Here is a 20,538-nt window from a genome sequence, read left to right as displayed (position 1 = left end):
AAGGTTTTTGATTGCCTGAATATGTAGGAATATATATCCCAAAACATTAAAAGCAAAAAGCAACCTCAAGACCAGAAGTGTTTAACTTAATCTGAGGTTATTTTATTACAACTACCCTTTTTTGCTCGGTATAACCGGAGGCAGTTTCAAGACGGCAAAAATAAATTCCGGATGAAGCAAAAATTTCTTTGCCAAATTTAATTGATTGAGGTTCAAACCCATTAGCTTGTCCTTCAAACAAACAGGCAATCCGCCTTCCGGTCAGGTCATATAACCATACCTGAACAAGCTCAGTTTCTGGTAACACAAAAGCCAAAGTATTTAAATCGGCAACTGGATTTGGAAATATTTCCATGACAGCGTTTTCCGGGATTTTTCCACGTCCCCTGATGGCTTTAGGAATCCAATAATATCCATAACTCACTTGCTCGTCTCCTGAATTGGGGATTCCATCCGGCCCACAATCATTTACGGTTAAAATGTACCAACCGGAAGGAAGCCCTGAGATATTGGGGCTATTTGTACTTCCGGCAGGAAGCCAGTTTGTTGGGCCTGCCCACGAAAAGTTATAAGCATTCCCGGTGGGGCATGGGTTTCCTCCAACAACAGTCAGCGATATACTGCCATTACTGTTGCCTGTATCTCCATTCGTAGTTACATTAATTATAGATAAAACTCCTGTATTCACATCAGGTGCATTGCTGAAAATTAAAGTTCCTTCGGTACAGGGATTGTTATCGGAAATGGTAACGCTCCAATACGATGCATCGGTATAGATGACCGAAACACCCGTACTGCCCGAAGAGTACTGCACATATCCGGCTGTAATCCAGGCAAAGGTGTAGGGAATACTGCCACCCGAAAAACTGATATTGCTGACATTGAACACAAAAGGCGGAAATCCTCCGGAAGTGGTAGTCATGCTACCGGTCAAAGATGACGTAGAAGATAAAGCACCTACAGTTCCTGAAGTAATACATGTACAGCCACTTGTAGTAGTAGCAGTTACCTGATAAACACCGGGCAGCAGGTTGTTTTGACTGTTAGTAACACCACCCATCGCACCGTTCGGTCCGCTCCAATGATAAGTAAGAAACGCACCACCGCCTGAAACACTTACACTTGCCGCACCTGTCGCCATTCCCAAACAAGATGCAGGCGTGGTTGTCATTGAACATATAATTGGAGGGGGTTGGGTCAGGGTAACTATGTTTTGCCCACTGCAACCTATGGCATCTGTTACCGTAACGCTGTAAGTTCCAGCAGTCAGGTTGTTCAATAAGTTGGAGGTTGAGCCGTTTGACCATAAATAACTAAAAGGTGCTACTCCCCCGAACCCGACTAAGGCTGTAATAATACCATTCGAGCCGCCATTACAGGAAACATTGTGTAATCCATAATTAGAAGTACTTAATATGATGGAAATAGGAGGGGCTACATTAATTGAAAAAGAACAAGTTGCCGTGTTTCCACTACCATCAGTTACTGTATATGTTACCGTATTCAACCCAGGTGCCATATATGCTCCTTGCGTTTTGTTTGCAGTCAGAGCGCTTACAACACAAGCATCGCTGTATTGTGGTAAAGGCCATGTAGGATAATTGCTACAGGATGTCATATTAGGAGGGCAAGTAATTGTGGGGGGCTGATTGTCCACCACAGTAACGGTAAATGAGCAAGTTGAGGAATTGCCCCATGAATCTGCGGCTGTATAAATTACAGTTGTTGTTCCGGTATTAAAAGTACTTCCTGAAGGGATTGACGGAGTAACTGTCAAAGGTGAACAATTGTCATTTGCAAAGGGAGTATTCCAGGTTGCAGTTGCCGTACAAATACCGGAGGGAACTGTAGTAGAAATATTAGAAGGGCAAGCTGGAAGGAATGGAGCGGTAATATCCTGAACCAAAACGGTAAAGGAACAAGTTGAAGAATTGCCAACCTGATCGGTGGCTGTAAAAACAACGGTGGTCGGACCTAACAAATAAGCGCCGCTGGCGTTTGCAGTGCCTGTCAGGCTATTGGTTAAAGTTGAAGCAGAACAATTATCCAATGCTGAGGCAGGAGGAACTATGACAATAGCAAAACAATTGGTGCCTGTTAAAGATTGGGTGATATTCGCCGGGCATTGAATGGTTGGTGCATGAGTATCAATTACGGTAACATTAAATGAACAAGTTGATTGGTTTCCAACAATATCAGTTGCTGAATAAGTAACCACAGTATTACCCAAAGGATAAATACTGCTGGCATCCGGTGCATTGGTAAAATTATTAGTTAGTGTTACACTGCTACAATTATCGGAGGTAACAGGCAATCCTATCAATATGGCGGCATTGCAGGTAGTTGGAGAGGTACTGACTGTCCGGTCTTCAGGACATTCCAAAGCAGGAGGCTGAACATCGGTTACAGTTACCGTAAAAGAACAAGAAGCTGTATTACCCCAGGTATCAGTTGCTGTATATACAACAGTAGTTATACCGGCATTGAAAGTACTACCCGGAGAATGAGTTAAATTGCTCACAGAACTGGAACTACAATTATCTGAAGGAACAGGGGAGGTCCAACTCACCGTCGCAGTGCAATTGTTTATCGAAGTATTTTGACTGATATTGTTCGGGCAGGTAATGTTGGGAGGGGTTATATCGGAGAGAGTGACTGTAAAACTACAACTATTCGTATTTCCCCAAACATCTGAAACTGAATAAGTGATGGTTGAAACACCAACATTAAAGACAGAACCGGATGGTATATTGGGATTAACTGTTGAAACGGAGCAATTGTCTGAAACAACCGGAGGGAGCCAGTTGATTGACTGTGAACAACCGATAGCATTGACGGAAACATTTGCCGGACAATTGACTGCAGGAGGCTGAATATCATTGACCAAAACCGTAAAAGAGCAGGAGGCCGTATTTCCATTATTATCTGTTGCCAGATAATACACTGTTGTTAAACCGGTGTTGTAAAACCCTCCGGCATTGCTTGTTCCGGTAATATTGTTAGTTAAGGAAACCATATTGCAATTGTCTGACGAAGAAGGAATTGGAATAATAAGTGTAGCCCCACAATTATTTAAATCATTACCCACCATTATATTTGCCGGACATAGGACTGCCGGAGCTATAAAATCGCTAACAATCACAGATGCCTGACAATTTGAGGTCTGACCGACTACATTAGTTGTCGTAAGGAAGACCGTGTTTTGCCCAATATTCGAACAATTAAAACTGTTTGGCGTAACAGACAATGCAGAAATTGCCCCGCAAGCATCTGATCCTCCTGTAAATATCTGATTTGGCAATATTGAAGCAGAACCTGATTCATTCAGACTGACAGAAATGTTTTGACACCAATTTGATGGAGGAGGGTTAAAAATAACCTGCACTACTGACTGACAGGTAGCTGTATTGCCCGATGTATCAGTAACCGTTAACGTTGCTGTATTGCTGCCTACCTGAGCACAGCCGAATACTGTAGGAGAAACATTCAGGGAACTTATTTGACAATTATCTATACTGACATTGTTTACCTGTGTTGCAGTGATACTTGCACTTCCGAAGTTATCTAAAAATACACTGATGTTCTGACAACCTGCAATTGGGGGTAAATTGTCAGAAACATTAACCACTGCTGAACATGTTGACGTGTTTCCCGACACATCAGAAACTGTCAGTACAACTGTGTTGCTTCCTAATTGGCCACATGAGAAGCTATTTGGAAAAAGGCTCAAATTGCCTACAGCGCAATTATCTGAACTGTTGTTGTTTATTTGAGCGGCACTAATCACCGCACTTCCTGCCGGATTTAATTCAACATTTAAATTCTGACAATCAGCAACCGGTGCTATTAAGTCTTGTACTATAACGGAAGCCTGACAAGAAGAGGTGTTGCCAATAATATTGCTTACAGTAAGAGTTACCGTATTTTGCCCTAATTGGGTGCAGTTAAAACTATTGGGTAGAACAGACACTGGGCTGATACCTCCACATTCATCGTTATTGCCGATAAAAACATCATTGGGGGATATAGAAGCGTTTCCACTTCCTGAAAGTTGTACCGCAATGTTTTGACACAACTCATCCGGTTGGGCATTAAAAACAACAATCACATTAGCTGTACAGGATTGCGTATTTCCTGACACATCCGTAACTGTAAGTGTTACAGTATTGTTTCCAATATCGGCACAGGTAAAAGTATTTGGATTAACAGCAGAGTCAAAAATGCCGCAATTATCAACACTTCCGTTATTGATTTGACCGGCGGTGATTGTAGCATTCCCCGTCAGATCTAAATCAATGCTTATATTCTGGCACAAAGCCGTAGGCGGTATAATATCCGCGACTGTTACAGTGGCATTGCAGGCAGCAGTATGTCCCGAACTGTCTGTTGCTGTTAAAACTACTGTATTTTGACCCAAATTTGTACAGGTAAACGTTTCAGGGGTAACATTTAGTTGGGAGATCAGGCAATTGTCTGTGCTATTATTATTGATTTGAGATGGAGTAATGCCTGCATTTCCTGAACTGTTTAAATTTACAGTCAGGTTCTGACATTCAGCTATTGGAGGCAGGTTATCAGCGACCAATACTTCAGCTTGACAAGAAAAAGTATTGTTTTGAACATCCGTCATGGTCAGAGAAACCAAATTGACACCAATATCAGAACAGGAAAAAATATTTGGGACAACTGCAAGTGGGCTAATTCCACCGCAATCGTCAGTGTTACCAATAAACACTTCAGTTGGAGAAATGGAAATGGTTCCGGCTTGATTCAAAAACACGGAAATATTCTGGCAAAGCTCGTCCGGTTGTGCAGTAAACACTACCAGAACATTTGTCTGACAAGTTGCAGTGTTCCCCGAAACGTCAGAAACCGTTAATGTAACTATATTATTCCCAATATTGGCGCAGGTAAAATTTTCTGGAAATACAGAAAATCCGGAAACACCGCAATTATCCAGACTACCATTGTTGATTTGTAAAGGGGTTATAGAAGCATTTCCTGAAAGGTCTAAATTGACACTAACGTCCTGACAAAAAGCTGAGGGTGGTAAAATATCTGCAACCGTAACTTGTGAAGAGCATGTTGAGCTGTTTCCCGAGAAATCGGTAACAGTCAAAACCACTGTATTTTGACCTAAGTCAGAACAAGAAAACGAATTTGGAGCAATAGTTAATGAGCTAACCTGACAATTATCAGCACTCAAATCGTTAATCTGAGCTGCGGTAATAGTTGCATTTCCGGATATATCTACAGAAACAGTTAAATCCTGACAATTAGCAGTTGGTGCAAGATTGTCACTTACAGTAATAATGGCCTGACAGGAAGAAGTATTGCCAACTGCATCAACCGCCGTGAGGGTAACTGTATTGGTTCCCAAATTATTGCAGGTAAAATTTTCAGGAGATACAGATACCGGAACAACTGTGAGGCAAACATCTGTGCTGCCATTAAAAACTTGAGCCGTAGAGATGGAAACACTTCCTGTATTGTCGAGTACCACTCCTAAGTTTTGACAAACAGGCTGTGGGGGATTTTGAAACCCTACAGTTACAACCGACTGACATGAAGAACTGTTGCCGGCAATATCAGAAACAGTCAGAACCGAAGTACTAATTCCTAAATCAATACAGGTAAACACATTTGGTGAGGCGGAAGTAAGAGAAATCTGACAATTATCAGAACTTCCGTTGTTGATTTGTGCTGCTGTTATCGAAGCTGTTCCGGTGTCATCCAGAAAAACGGAAATATTCTGACAAGTAGCAACGGGAGCTATTAAATCTGAAACAGTAACAACAGACTGACAAGAAGAGGAAAATCCAGCACCATCAGTTACTGTCAAAACCACAGAATTTTGTCCAAGATGGATACAGGAAAAATTATTTGCAGACAATCCAAATTGAGAAATCCCGCAATTGTCCGAACTATTGTTATTAAGCTGTTCGGGCAAAATGGAGGCCACTCCTTCAGAATTTAAATTGACCGTTATGTTTTGGCAGGAAGCAAAAGGTGGATGAGGGTCAGTAACTGAAATAAAAGCATTACAATCTGCCGTATTCCCCATAGCATCCTGAGCAGTTAAAGTAACGGTATTGATCCCTAAATCAGCACAGGTAAATTGTTCGGGGAAAACTGAAATCAATGAAACCGGATTAAAACAACTCTCGCTAAAATCAAAGACATCTGCAGGAAGAATAACAGCATTACCGGATTCACTCAATTCAACGGAAATGTCCTTGCATTGTACTGTTGAAGGCAGTGGATCTATTACTGTTACAGTAAAACTACAGGTAGTTGGTGTTTGTGATTCAATCAGTGAATAAGTAACAGTCGTAGTACCCACAGGGTAAACTGCGCTGGCGGATTGCAACAAAGTATAATCGTTTGAAAAATTGTAATAAGCACATTCTCCAACAATAATGGGCAGAGGAATTTCAACGAAAGCTTCACAATCGCTGAACAAAGCAGTTCCTGTTTGATTCTCAGGACAAGTTAATGTAGCAGGCGGTGGCAAACCGAGATAGCTGACCTGAATACTAAGATTTCCGGTAGCGCCAGAATATCCGTCTGTTTGAAGATAGTAAGTAATTCCTTCGGCAAGACAAACGGGGCTTATCAAAGCTCCCAGACTTTGAGTTGAACTGCCGTTATCATTTGCCGCTACCTGAAAAGCGGAACCGTTTAATATTTCAGAACAGGAAACAGCATCATACAATGCAGCCTGTACATCGAAACCATAACAATCAAAGGCATAATAACCCGATGCTGAGGGGGTAAAAACAAACCATATTGAGTTTTCAATATTGTTTTCAGGACACCATCCATTTTGGACATTACATCCTAATGGAGGCGGAAACTGCTCACCTGATTGAGCAGTAGCGTTTTGGTTGGTATAGGTTCCGTTTAACCCTAAATTCAGTGCAATTGCATCGCATACATCGTCATTGGGAGGACGTGTAAAAAAGCTCAAAGGATTCGAGTTTAAACTATAATTAGTTCCACATACCTGACGAACATAAACATCGTAAAATGTAAGCGGAGAAAGTCCGGTAATTACTCCGGATGTACCTGATACAACAATTACTGTACCTCCAATACCCGGATTTGCACCGGATCCCGGTGTGAAATCGGAGGGACCGTATTCTATAATAAAAGTATTGCCGCAATTGGCACAGGAAAAATTAATGGTTGCTGTTGTAGCACCATACTCAGTGATTGAAAAGGCATAAGGTATCTGACAACCGGCAGGAGTCCAGGTAAAAGTGCGTCCGGATGTTGGGGGAGTCGCCGAATTCACCATCGTACACCGGGAAGTGTTGGTAATACCGGCAGATGTGTTGTTCCAGTTATGTGGAGAAATGGTTCTGCGATTGTTAAAGTCAAAAGAAGTAAAACCGCCTAACCCGACATCTGCTGTATTTGTAGTACTGTTAAATGTCATCGTGCCATATACAACCTGAATAGTATGGTTCGCCTCATTCAACCTGATTTGGAAATTCAGGTTCATGCCGGATTGCAAGCCAACCCGGTAATTTGTCCATTGAACAACACAGACCCGGTTCGGGGCAGTTCCTGTTGTTTCAATTCTTAAGTCTGATCCGGTTTGCCCCTGCAAATTCGAACCGGCTCCCGCAATTCTACTGCGCAAATAGTTGGGTGAAATAAAAGCAGATGAAGAAAGCGGAGTTGCAATGGAAGTAGAGGCCATATCAACTCCGTTTGCAGTCGTTCCTAAACTGACCCATCCTTTAGTATGAATGCCAATCCGGTCGAACAAAACTCCGTTATATGCAAAATCAAATCCAATCGGAAAACCAGGGCCGGTATCTAAAGTACCACCGACTGTAAGGGAAGGGTCAACAAATCTTTGAGTATTGTTGGCTGTTGTTCCCAAAACGGTTCCACCTATAACGGGTGTATAAACTCCAACATTTTGAGAAAAACTGTATATACTGACCTGTGCATTTGTAGTTTGTACCCCCAGAATTGAGATGAAAATAAAAAAAAACAGGGTTTGTAAATAGGTAGAGAGTGTATTCATAAGCAACAGGTTTTCGCAGTTATCAGAAAAATCTCCCGCAATCACCATTGGTATAGGGTAAATAATTGGAGTTTGGACATGCCAAAAAAAACATTCAGTAAGTAAACTTTTTAGGGGCAAAGTTATACAAACAAAACTAAACAAATTAACCTGATAATTCGGCTTATGTTGATAGTATTTTTGTAATTTTTTTCTGAAACACAAGTTTCATGCAGATTGAAGCAGTTCTCAATAGTTCAGGGGTTTAAAATAACTAATTCTTTTTACTGTTTACATGTAAATAATTTATTCAATTTATGCCGGTGTATTTCTGAGAATTAATCAGGATACGCTATCCGATTTTCTGATTAAAAAACGGTAATTACAAAAATTGAGTGCTTCCTGCTTTTTAAAAGTAGATATAATACCTTTTTTAGGTAATTTTACGCCTCGATTTAGAATATCGTTTTTTAATTACCATATTCATTTTTGTTACGAAGCAATTTGCATGTCAACATTTGTTCAGTTTGTTTTTACTAAGTACTTTTGGAGGCATATCGGACTGATGGTAGCGGCTTCTGCCATATTGGTTGGAATGATATTTTTAATGCTCAACCATTACACCCATCATGGAGAAAGCATAACAGTTCCTGATATCCGAAAACTTACTCTTGAACAGGTAGAGCAACGCCTCGAAAGTTTAAATTTAAGATATACAGTTTTAGACTCTGCCTATTCATTAGAACTGCCACCCACCGGAGTTATTGACCAAACACCCAAACCCGGTGAAAAAGTTAAAGAAAACCGAAGGATATATCTGACTGTCAATGCGGTTAATGCACCATTAGTGCCGATACCCAATATTATTGATGCCTCCCTGAGAAGTGCAGAAGTTCAGTTGGAAACTGCCGGACTGAGAGTAGGGGAACAAATCAGAGTGCCTGATTTGGCCAAAAACGCTGTTTTAGACCTTAAAATGAATAATGTAAGCGTAGCACCCGGAACCAAAGTGCCAAAAGGCACAGCAATTGATTTGGTATTGGGTGATGGTTTGGGCAATATGCGGATTACTGTGCCTAATCTGGTAGGACTGACCTTTTTACAAGCAAAACTGGCACTAAGAGGCTATTCCCTCAATGTAGGTTTAGTTACCAAAGAAGAACATATCGTTGACCTTGAAAATGCACTTGTCGTTCGTCAAAGCCCTGATGGCGGAACAGATGGAGACCGGTTGATTACTGTAGGTGAACCGGTAGATTTGTTTGTTCGCGAAAACCCGGAAAGTCCGGCATTAAAAATGGGAGATACCATAGACCAGGTTACTCCTCAGACATTACCAGATAATACCAACAATTCTAATAGCCACTAAAAAAAGCCGGGCTTTTTAAAATAATTCGACTTGTCAAATATAACTCATTACAACCCATTTAATCTTTTCAACGACAATAAGTAAGCCTTTATCTTGTTTAGTATGTTGGTTTACCATTCAGTTCTTCTTATTTAATCCGATACGATGAAAAACTCAACAAAACAACCCCGTTTTTTACTATATCTGATTCTTTCTTTGACTTTTTACCTTCCTTTATCTGCACAGGAATTTCTCCTTCCATTGAAATACAATCAGCATGAACGCCCCGTCATTAGAGAAGAGGTAAAGGGATTTCGGCGAAACTTCGATAAGGCTTGCTTGGGGGTATTAGATTTTAACCCCTTTGTTTCATCTTCAAATTCTCCATCAGAATGTTTAGAAGATGATGGCAATATTACAGTGTTGATTGAAAACGGGCAACCTCCTTATTCTTTTACCCTTACTTCTCCAATCGGAATAAATCAGGCTTCAGGAGCAACCACTTTACCTGAATTTACCTTTGACCAATTACCTTCCGGCCCCTATTTTATCACTGTTACAGACAATCTCGGAAATCTGGTTGTTTTGCGATATGAACTTGATGATATAAATATAGCTCCTATCAAACGGCAAAACTGGGATGCCACCAAGAAAAATGCGTTCTGTAACTCTCTGGGTAGTTTGCGAAAAATATTTGACACAGATGTCAGCATCAATTATCGCCTTTATGACTACCAAAACAATTTAGTGCACAATTATGTAACACAAAGTGCTTTAGCATCAAATCTCCCCACCGGAATTTATTATATCCGAAGTAACAAAGAAGGGGAGAAATGCTATTCTTATTATATCATAGAGATTTTTGAAGAGCCTACAATCTCATTGCCGTTTACTGAAGACTTTTCAACTTCCTGGGTCTATCCCGATCCTCAAATCTGGATAGATGACCGAGCTCTGATCAATGATACTTATTCCATAAACCCACCCAGTATTGGGGTTGCAACATTAGATGGTTTAAACCAGTACGGAAATCCTTATATTCCGGTTGTTGATGGCAGTGATCTGATTGATGGTATAGGAGATGTGCTGACTTCCCGTCCGATTTGTTTGGCTGATGCGGGATTAGTAGAGGGAGATACCGTGTTTCTTCGCTTTTTTTACCAGGCCGAAGGGTATGGAGATTTTCCTAATCCGGGAGATAGCTTAGTACTTGAAACTTATATTCCAAGAGTTAGGGACAGCAGTTTTGTAGTAACAACCTTAGTTGATGGTTTTCATATCAAATATGACGATGATGCCAACAATACCGGTGCGGATATTGACATCAATATCGAAGTTCCTGCAGTAAACATGATAAATTATGACCCGGATACTCATGTGTTTTTTGTTGACGGAGCCGGCAACTCGATTTACCTTGATTTTACAAATCCTGATGCCACCTTAACTTATGTGAATGATACCATTCTTTCTGTTAATCAAGACTTTACAGTAGAAGTGAAGGATACTACCTGGGTACCTCAATGGGGAATAGATGGTTTATCTGCCAGTGAAACTCCTGAATTTCTTTCGGCAATAGTAAAAATTTCAGACCCCAATACATTTTTTAACGGGTTCAGGTTCAGATTTAGGAACAGAGCAACTGTTTCCGGAAACAACGACCATTGGAATATTGATTATGTACAGGCAAGCACAGAACTGCCTTCTATCTACCCTTTATTGCAAGATGTTGCTTTTGTTGATCCGGCTCCTCCAATGTTAAAAAATTATTCTGCAATGCCATGGTCTCATTTTTACCCTTTTATTGATAAAGAACTTGCACCTTCCATTGATGTGCCAATAAAAGTCAGAAACAACGACCTCGGTTTTGCCAATCGTACCTTAACTCATACCATCAATGACGTTTGCAGCGAAACTGAATTATATCTCTATAATGCAGGTACAGCAGATGTGTTGGGTTCTATAGAAAATATAGTTACAACTTCAGCAGTATTTATTAAAGACGATATTGCAGCAGCTTTAAACAGCAATTCTGCTCTTTTTGAAGGAAAAGACACCATTATTTTTGAAAATATCTGGAGATTAAATGTATCTGTCGGAAGTACGGAATTAAATTACAATAATGATACGATTTACCAGTACCAACAATTTGCCAATTACTTTGCTTATGATGACGGTACGGCAGAACGGGCTTATGGTTTGTATGGAACGGGAGCACAGTTAGCCTGTCAGTATGTTCTTAATCATCCCGATACCCTTCGTGCTTTGCAAATTAACTTTGTAAACATGAATTCCAATGTTTCCAATCACGAGTTTACCATCAGAGTTTGGAGACGTATTAATGTTGACATTGAAACAGGGTTACCACTCGCAGTTCCTGTTTTGGATGAATTGATTTATGAAGGGGAGACCATTAATATGCCTCGTTATCTGAACCAAATAAACGGATTTTGGACTTACCTTTTAGATGAACCATTGCCGGTTCCCTACGATACACTTTATATCGGAATTGAACAAAGGTTTGAAAACCTGTTAAATATTGGATTAGACAGAAACAATGACGCTTCAGGTAAACTTTTTTACAATACCGGCGGACAGTGGTTAGGTTCAATATATGATGGTGCTTTGATGATGCGGCCGGTGGTCGGATCAGCGTTGCCTGATGGAAACCTGAATGTTGGAATTGACAATCCACAACTTCCCCTATCTCCCTTTGATATCAGCCTGTATCCTAATCCGGCTAACGAGTTGCTTTATATACGGCTACCTTCAAGTTTAGAGGTTTTTAATTGGTTGGATGTTCAGGTATTTGACCTGATGGGCAGATTGGTAATGTCCGATAAATTACAAAACAATCAGATTTCGGTCAATCATTTACCCTCCGGTATGTATGTCTTACGGCTTTTAAACTGGGATATGGAAATGGTAGGCACCTCAAAATTCTTCAAACAATAAGGTTATTTGTTTTAATAACGTTTTTCTTAATTAGTATTCAATTTATTTTTGTCAATGCAAGCAAGAGCATTACTGTTTTATATTTTCATTTCAGTCCTTTTTGTTTTTAACGCCTGTAACGATGATAAACCTTGCGACGGGTTGGATTGTGGTGAAAACGGGACCTGTGTGATTGATAAAAACTTTGAACCTTATTGCGCCTGTTTACCGGGTTATTATGGTGAGTTTTGTGAATTTTACGACCCTTGTTTACTGATAGAATGTGTCAACGGAGGCACAAAAGAGATTGATGCAGAAGACCCGACAGTTTGTCATTGTGTTTGCCCACCGGAATATGATGGAGAATTTTGTGAACTTCAAAACTTTTGTTTGAATTTTACTTGCGAAAACGGCGGAACTCCGGTCAATCAACCTGAACTAAGTTCATGTACCTGTGATTGTCCTCCTGAGTTCATTGGCATTTTTTGTGAAACACCAAATCCATGTGCAACTGTTACATGCCCGACCAATGCAACTTGTCAGTTAACACAAACCCTGGAACCTGATTGTGTTTGTAATCCCGGTTGGGAAGGCAATGAATGTGAAACAGAAATACGAGATAAGTATATCGGTGCATATAATGCCATCAGCTACTATCCTGATGGAAGTAGTACAGCACCTTATACCTGCAATATTACTAAACATCCTGATGATGTAACCAAAATGTATTTCAGCCATTTATTGGTCAATAATACTGGCAGCAATCCAATTGAATTAAAGGACGTATATGGAGTAGTTTATCAATCGAATACTTTTGCACTACCGGTTCAAAATGTATTTCCTGACAATGAACAGGTAAAAAGCGTCAGTATTGGACAAAGAAACCCTTCAGATGGGAAAATTACGGTGTATTATACCTATGAAAAAAATAATGAGACGGTTTTACTACAATTAGCACTTACCCCTCAATAGCCTAATTTTATTTTGAACGGTTTCTAATGGATTTTGAGGCCACCTTGCAATATCTTTTTGACCAATTGCCCATGTACCAAAGGGTGGGAGCGGTAGCATTTAAAAAAGACCTGACCAATACGATTAAGTTGTGTGAACTGCTTGGTAACCCACATCATCACCTCAAAGCCATTCATATTGCCGGTACGAATGGAAAGGGATCTGTAGCACATGCTTTGGCTGCTGTTTTTACTCAAGCCGGATTTAAAACCGGTTTGTATATCTCTCCCCATTACAAAGATTTCAGAGAGCGAATTAAGATAAACGGGGAGTATATACCCAAAGAAGATGTGGTCAGATTTGTTGCTGAAAATAAATTGCATTTTGAAAAGATTCAACCTTCATTTTTTGAAATGACGGTGGCAATGGCATTCTGGCATTTTGCTGAGCAACAAACTGATTTTGCAGTCATTGAAACAGGTTTGGGAGGGCGATTGGATTCGACCAACATCATTCAACCGTTTTTATCGGTAATCACCAATATCAGCTATGACCATACCGCAATGTTGGGTAACACATACGCTTTAATCGCTCAGGAAAAAGCAGGTATTATAAAACTCAATACACCCGTTGTTATCGGAGAAACGCATCCGGAAACAGAACCTGTTTTCAGAAAAAAAGCAGCGGAAATGAACGCGCCGGTTTTTTTTGCAGATCAAAATATCTGTGTGCAAAATTTTCAAAGTTTATTGACAAAATCTCAACTTGATGTTTTTCAAAACAACGAGTTAATTTACACATCTCTTCAAACCGATTTAACAGGTAGTTATCAGTCCAAAAATATAGCCACCATTATTCAGACCACTGAATTATTGCCTTCATTGGGTTTTGATATCAGCAGGCAAACTGTAGCAAAAGCCTTACAAAAAGTAAAATCATTGACCCGTTTTAAAGGACGATGGCAAATCTTGTCTGAAGCGAACCCCCTTATTATAGCAGATAGTGCTCATAACGAAGCCGGTATCAGCTATGTCGTCAGCCAATTGTCAGAACTCCCTCATCGGAAACTTCATATTGTTTTTGGTGCAGTCAACGATAAAGATCTGCACAGTATTTTTACATTGCTTCCTGTAAACGCAGCATATTATTTTTGTAAGGCTGATGTTCCGAGGGGGTTACCTGCTGCAGAACTGAAACAGCAAGCCGAAGTATATGGATTGAAAGGCTTAGTTTATAATAGCGTTAATGAAGCTTTTCGGTCTGCCAAATTCTATGCCCATTCTGATGATATCATTTTTGTTGGAGGCAGTATTTTTGTAGTCGCTGAAGTTATTGAATAACTCAAACTTAAAAGTAGGAGTAAACGAATTTTTCTGCTTACCAGGCACCATTTAATTTTTGGAAATCCGACATAGTACCCGTCTTCTTCCTCCCTGACAGGATAAGTTTGAATCGCAAAGCCCTCCCCATTTTTATTATGTCCGGTATTTAGTTCAAAACAAAACCGGTGCAACGGACAAACTATATATCCATTTTCGTCCAACCAACCTCTATCCATAGCCCCGCCGGCGTGAGGGCAACTGGCTTCACCGGCAAAATATTCTCCGTTTAGATTGGCCAAATACAAATTCCTGCCATTTACTGATAAACTTGCAACTGTATTTTGGGCTATCAATGGTTTACCGGGTGAGGGCAAGTTTGCTATTTTAAACCATTTATATTGCATACTGATTAAAAATGTATAGAATTTATCTCTTTTCTTGTACAAGGACAGGTTACAATCAAAAACAAGGATTGATTTAAGGGTCATTCGGATCAGGGGTTAACCCGTATTTCAGTTTTTTCATAATTCCATTCAAATTTGAGGTGTAAACATTTAGCTTCCTTGTCATAATACAACCCCTTACCTGAAGACATATAATCTTCAAGAGAGGCAAACATTACCGGTTTTTTTCCATTGTATTTTAACTTCCATTTTTTTGGAGTTTTGCTGATATTGTGAAAGACCATTTCTATCAATCTTTTTTGTGGCATTTCCCTAAAATGTCCCCCTGTTTTTTCGACAAAAACTTTAATCTGCTTTGCTTTCACCAAACCATTAAAATGAATAAGTTCAAATTGGTTAAGGCTTTGAGCATTAACCGTTTTTCCATTGTCCCAATAAAGAGAATAGTAATTTTCAGGCACTGAAAGATGAGGGTAATAATGAACAATAAGCGTATCTGCCTGATAGGAATCGGTATTTAGCATAACCGGTGCCATTGGGATAAAACTTCCTGCCTTTACCCAAACCGGTATATCCTGAATATTAACATCCTGAGTGATGAATTGCCCGCCTTTAGATAATTTATCGTGATGCAAATCGAACCAGTACCCATTGGGTAAATAAAAACGTCTTTGAGTTTGACCGGCTTCTAAAACCGGAGCAACCAAAATTGATTTGCCCCAATAGTAAGTATCATCAATATTTAACAAACGGTCGTTACCGGGTTCCTCGTAAAACAAGGGCCTGGCCAATGGAGTGCCATTGATGCTGTTTTCCCAGGCAAGTGTATAATTATATGGCAATAAACGGTAGCGCAACTGAACATATCTCCGCACAATTTGCTGAGCTTCTTCAGAATAAAAAACAGGTTCGGGCGGAACCTGATAACCATGTGGACGGACAATTGGGTTAAACATGCCAAACTGAAGCCAACGCACATAAAGTTCCTCATTTTTAGGTCCATCTGTAAATCCGCCAAGGTCTGAGTGCATATATGGAAAACCGCTCAAACCCATACCTAACATAATAGATGGCTGAATGGACAATCCTTTAAAACTGCGTTGAATATCGCCGGACCAGGTAATTCCACCAAAACGTTGCATTCCTGAATATCCGGAACGAATCAGGTTGAATAACCGGGTTTGAGGGTAAAATTTTCGATAGTTTTCATAAAGCATTTTTGCCCAATACAAGGAATACAGATTGTGCACACGCTCTGCATTTCCATTGAAATGTTGCATATCTGCCGGATGTCTTTCGGGTTCACCCAAATCGCACCACCAACCTGCAACACCTTCTTTAATTCGCCAATGATAAAACTCCCAAAACCAATCCCGGGCACGAGGATTAAAAATATCGATCAAGGATGCCGGTCCTGCCCAAAAATCTTTGATGATGTATGGGTTTCCGATAGAATCTGTGGCAAACAATTTCCCCTTTTCTGCTATGGCATAATTTTTATTTTCACGGGTAAAATAAGGCTCGGTAATCAAAATGGTTTTAACTCCTTTTTCAGACAGATCCTTCATCATTTGTTCGGGATTTGCAAACTTCGACCTGTCCCAATCCAACGCACCCATATTTGCCGCCTTCCCAAACCAATATAGGTCTAAAACAATAGCATCTACCGGAAATCCAGCAGACAACATGGTGTCAACAATTTGCCGGGTCTCCTGCTCCGATTCATATCCGAACCGGGATTGAATATATCCCAATGCCCATCTTGGCGGAAGAGGCTGTGTTCCTGTCAGGCGGGTATAAGATTTTAGTAATTCGTCAAATGTGTTGCCGGAAAAAAAATAGTAAATCAATTCACCGTTTTTTGTGCCATATTCCAACACCTCTGATTTAGTATGACCAATATCAAAATAAGCTTTGTCATAATTGTCAAAGTACAACCCCCAAAGTTTGTTACTTAGCAACAAAGGTGCAACGATATTGAGGTGGTCAGCTCCTTTTGTATATCCATACCAGGCATTGTTATACAATTTTAAAAACTTGCCTTTTCTGTCAATATCTATTGCCCTTGATCCACTGCCATAAAAAGAGGCAGTCGGGTCAATTTCAAACCTGACACCTTTGGCATCTGCCTTCCAAAATACATCGCCCTTTTGGCACAATAAATTTTTATCATTTTTTTCAATACTGACCGATACCGGAAACTTATCAACTATGATGGTCAACTCACCGGTGGAAATTAATAACCGGTTAGATTCTTCTTTAATTTTGACTGCAACCGTAACAGGTTTTAAAACAACCGTGTTGGATGGCTGATTTGAAAATTTTCCCTGATCATCAGAAAGCGCAAACCGGATAATATCCGGGCTATAAGGAAATATTTGGAAAGACCGGTTTTCTGTTTGAATGGTAACCTGTGCTTCGCGGATGGAATGTGTTTTGTAATTTCCAATATAGGTCGCTTCAACTCCATCCGGCATGACGATATAAGGCGGCTCATAATTGCTGATGGGAATTACTATGTCGGAATTTTCAGAAGATTTTGCAACCAAAGTAGCATCGGCATTTCTGAAAACCATCATTAGTTTTAAAATCTGTTCACCGTCCGGTACTTTATAAAATTGACGGATGACAAATTTATATTCATAATTCCCTTCTGAATTGAGTTTCATTTCCCATGCCGGATTGGGTATTCCCCATTCTCCCTGAACATGCAACCATTCCATGGGGTGGCTGCTTCGGTCAGTAACTACCCCGGTATGAATATAAACCGCATCTTTGAAATCGGACAAAACAGCGTTTCCTTCTTTTGGCTTAAAAGTCAAGGTAACAGTATCGGTATTAACATCTGGATTTGGCGGACTAATACTGACCTGTGCTAAAGCTATATTTTGATGTATTCCGAAGAATAAGCCGGCTAAAACCCCGATGAACTTTAACTGTTTTTGAAAAAAGCCTCTCATAAATTCCTGCTTTGAATGAGTGTATATTACCTGAATTTCAAAATGAGTTTTGTCTGAAAACGATGCAAAGTAATAAAAACAGCAGGATAAATGAAAAAATGTTCTGTGAACAAGAATAGTTGTATCATGAGTCGTCCTTTACTATCATTAACAGATAATTTTAAATCAAAAATTTTACAGGGCAGTTAAAAGCAAAAAAACGCTGCCTTAAATCAAGACAGCGTTTTTTAGACAATGAAATTTGAAGGAATATCTATCGAGTATTTAGGTCATTGACGATATATACTGCTTCTAAAATATAGGGGTCTTTTTTGATTTTAGAAACAAAATCTTTTTTCTGGCTTTGAGTCGCAGCATCAGAACTTGATTCCTCGCTATCAGTTTGTAATGACTTAACTTTCAGTTCATCATTAACATTGTTAATGGCTTCAAATTTTTTAGCATCTGCTTTGCTCTCTTTTTGTTTGGCTCTGTATTTGTCTAAACACAGCGTTTCAGTAGATTTATCTCGTTGATTTTTCAGATATTGGGCATTCTCTTCAACAAGCTGAAAAACCGGATTTTGAGAAATACGAGCTGAACTGAGTTGCTTAATCCTGTTTAGGTCAAATTTATTTGGACTGCTCCAAGTTTTGTAATTGGCAGAGTTGATCTGGTCAAAAGGCATCGGATAATCTAATTCTTTTTCTCCTACATCAATATAAGCGTATTTGTCGGGCAAAATTATATCAGGTACAACGCCGTTTAGCTGAGTAGTCTGACCGTTAATGCGGTAAAACTTTTGGATGGTAAGTTTCAAAGAACCTAAAGGTCTTAGGTTGTTGTCTGCCACCAGTGCATCGAGATTGGTAAACCGTTGAACTGTTCCTTTTCCATAAGTGGAAGGGCTGCCTACAATTACCGCACGTCCGTAATCTTGCAAAGCAGCAGCCATAATTTCAGAAGCAGAAGCACTAAATTGATTGACCAAAATCACCAATGGGCCGTCGTAGTGCGATTTTACATCCCTGTCCTGATAAACATATGGATTTTCATCCCTTGATTTTACCTGAACAATCGGTCCTTCTTTAATAAACAGACCCGACATGTCAACAACATCGCGGAGCGACCCTCCGCCGTTATCTCTTAAATCAATAATGATTCCATTTACTCCTTCAGATTTGAGTTTGTTCACTTCTTTCAGTACGTCAGAAGCGCAATTTCGACCGTCAGAATGATTGAAATCTGCATAAAACTTCGGCAAATGAATATATCCGGTATTAGTTGCTAACTGTTCATCTGTTATGATGGCAGATTTAGCATAACCTTCCTCAATCATTACTACATCGCGAATAATAGGAATGATGATAACAGAACCATCCACTTTTTTAACTGTTAGTCTTACTTCTGTTCCTTTTTTACCGCGAATAAGCTGAACAGCTTCATCTAACCGCATATCCACAACATCAACAGCTTCATCAGAACCCTGTGCCACTTTCAATATCAAGTCATCAACCTGTAAATCCCCCTGTCTTGCTGATGGACTTCCCGGAACGATACTGACTACTTTGATATATCCGTCTTTTTCCTGCAATGTTGCACCAATGCCCTCCAATCTTCCCGAAAGTGAAATGTCAAAATCTTGTTTGTCTTTGGGTGGAAAGTAATTGCTGTGCGGGTCATAAGCGGAAGTGATGGAATTGAGGTAGATACTCATGCGGTCGTCATTGGTCAATTTTGACATTCTGTTAAACCATGTATCCTGTGTTTTTAAAACCTTTTGCCGTGCTTCTGCTTCTAATTCAGCATAAGTTTTTAGAGTTGCTTTCTCCCCATTTTTTTCCTGATCAGTTTCCTGCTCTTCCAACAAGTCACTCAAACGCAACATGGTTTGATATTTCAAGGATTCTTCCCAACGTTTTTTTAACTCTTCTTTGGTAGAACTAAAACTCATTTTTTTGGAATCCAATTCGATAAATTCTTCCTTAACAAAGTCAAATGGAGTTGAAAGAATTGACTGATAATATCCCTTTGCTTCTTCTACCCGTTCTTTTATCAATCCAACTGAAAGATCGAAAAACGAATAATCCAGATCTTTTATCTGATTGTCAATTCTTTTTTTGTATTGACTCATTTTTTCGATATCCGAGCTTAATAAAAATCGCTTAGAGGGATCTAAATTATCTATATATAATTTGAATACTCTATCCGAAAAATCATCTGTCAGGGCTATTGGCTCAAAATGCTCAGCGGCCAAATCCTGCATAATGACTCTTAACAGGGCTTCGTTTTTTTGTTTGATTTCCGTATCAGGAGATGCTGAAAATCCAAATACCAACAAAACCGCAAGGGCCATTGTAAAACTCAACATGACAAATTTCTTAACCCTCTCCATATCGTTGTTTTTTAAGGTGTTGTGATGGGGGTATAACATGATTTTTTTTGATAAACGCAGTAATTGGTCTATAAAGTTTATTAAAATTTACAAAATGCCGTTTTTTTAACAACAATTAAGATACTATGAAGTATGACCCTCTGGTTTAAATCTTGTTTAATCACAAATTTAACCAAAATAGCCAATATTCTATTGATTGTGGTAAAAAAGTTTTAGATGTTTGACAGT

8 protein-coding genes are annotated in these 20,538 nt (G+C 39.6%); 4 read left to right on the top strand and 4 right to left on the bottom strand.

Annotated features, from left to right (window positions below):
• Nucleotides 1–97: 97 nt before the first annotated feature.
• Nucleotides 98–8,041, bottom strand: a complete 7,944-nt coding sequence (locus IPM47_12055; protein QQS27617.1) for an HYR domain-containing protein — start codon at nt 8,039–8,041, stop codon at nt 98–100.
• Nucleotides 8,042–8,528: 487 nt separating this feature from the next.
• On the opposite strand from IPM47_12055, the gene IPM47_12050 reads away from it, so the two are divergent.
• From IPM47_12050 to IPM47_12035, 4 genes are all read left to right on the top strand, one after another.
• Nucleotides 8,529–9,389, top strand: a complete 861-nt coding sequence (locus IPM47_12050; GenBank protein ID QQS27616.1) for a PASTA domain-containing protein — start codon at nt 8,529–8,531, stop codon at nt 9,387–9,389.
• A gap of 144 nt (nt 9,390–9,533) precedes the next feature.
• A complete protein-coding gene (locus tag IPM47_12045) occupies nt 9,534–12,320 on the top strand; it encodes a T9SS type A sorting domain-containing protein (GenBank protein QQS27615.1) in 2,787 nt (928 codons plus the stop codon).
• Between the two features lie 54 nt (nt 12,321–12,374).
• Entirely contained in the window at nt 12,375–13,271 is an 897-nt protein-coding gene (locus IPM47_12040) for a hypothetical protein (protein ID QQS27614.1), read from the top strand.
• A gap of 26 nt (nt 13,272–13,297) precedes the next feature.
• Nucleotides 13,298–14,590 (top strand): bifunctional folylpolyglutamate synthase/dihydrofolate synthase, encoded by a 1,293-nt coding sequence (locus tag IPM47_12035; protein QQS27613.1) that lies wholly within the window; start codon nt 13,298–13,300, stop codon nt 14,588–14,590.
• On the opposite strand, the gene IPM47_12030 is transcribed toward IPM47_12035, so the two are convergent.
• The 3 genes from IPM47_12030 to IPM47_12020 all read right to left on the bottom strand — a co-directional run bounded on the left by IPM47_12030 (nt 14,521) and on the right by IPM47_12020 (nt 20,271).
• Nucleotides 14,521–14,976 (bottom strand): Rieske 2Fe-2S domain-containing protein, encoded by a 456-nt coding sequence (locus tag IPM47_12030; protein QQS27612.1) that lies wholly within the window; start codon nt 14,974–14,976, stop codon nt 14,521–14,523. The two genes, IPM47_12035 and IPM47_12030, sit on opposite strands and share 70 nt — an antisense overlap.
• 89 nt (nt 14,977–15,065) lie before the next feature.
• The gene (locus IPM47_12025) at nt 15,066–17,936 is read right to left on the bottom strand and encodes a DUF4968 domain-containing protein (GenBank protein QQS27611.1); all 2,871 of its coding nucleotides are present in this window, start codon (nt 17,934–17,936) and stop codon (nt 15,066–15,068) included.
• 253 nt (nt 17,937–18,189) lie between these two features.
• Nucleotides 18,190–20,271 (bottom strand): carboxy terminal-processing peptidase, encoded by a 2,082-nt coding sequence (locus tag IPM47_12020; protein QQS31458.1) that lies wholly within the window; start codon nt 20,269–20,271, stop codon nt 18,190–18,192.
• Nucleotides 20,272–20,538 lie beyond the last annotated feature (267 nt).

The organism is Sphingobacteriales bacterium (genome assembly GCA_016700115.1).
Lineage (GTDB): Bacteria > Bacteroidota > Bacteroidia > Chitinophagales > UBA2359 > UBA2359.
Note: the sequence above shows the minus strand (reverse complement) of the source record. Positions and strands in the feature narration are given on the sequence as shown.

Coding starts and splice junctions, on each gene's coding strand:
- IPM47_12055 (QQS27617.1), bottom strand. CDS start 8,041: ATGAATACACTCTCTACCTATTTACAAACCCTGTTTTTTTTTATTTTC.
- IPM47_12050 (QQS27616.1), top strand. CDS start 8,529: ATGTCAACATTTGTTCAGTTTGTTTTTACTAAGTACTTTTGGAGGCAT.
- IPM47_12045 (QQS27615.1), top strand. CDS start 9,534: ATGAAAAACTCAACAAAACAACCCCGTTTTTTACTATATCTGATTCTT.
- IPM47_12040 (QQS27614.1), top strand. CDS start 12,375: ATGCAAGCAAGAGCATTACTGTTTTATATTTTCATTTCAGTCCTTTTT.
- IPM47_12035 (QQS27613.1), top strand. CDS start 13,298: ATGGATTTTGAGGCCACCTTGCAATATCTTTTTGACCAATTGCCCATG.
- IPM47_12030 (QQS27612.1), bottom strand. CDS start 14,976: ATGCAATATAAATGGTTTAAAATAGCAAACTTGCCCTCACCCGGTAAA.
- IPM47_12025 (QQS27611.1), bottom strand. CDS start 17,936: ATGAGAGGCTTTTTTCAAAAACAGTTAAAGTTCATCGGGGTTTTAGCC.
- IPM47_12020 (QQS31458.1), bottom strand. CDS start 20,271: ATGGCCCTTGCGGTTTTGTTGGTATTTGGATTTTCAGCATCTCCTGAT.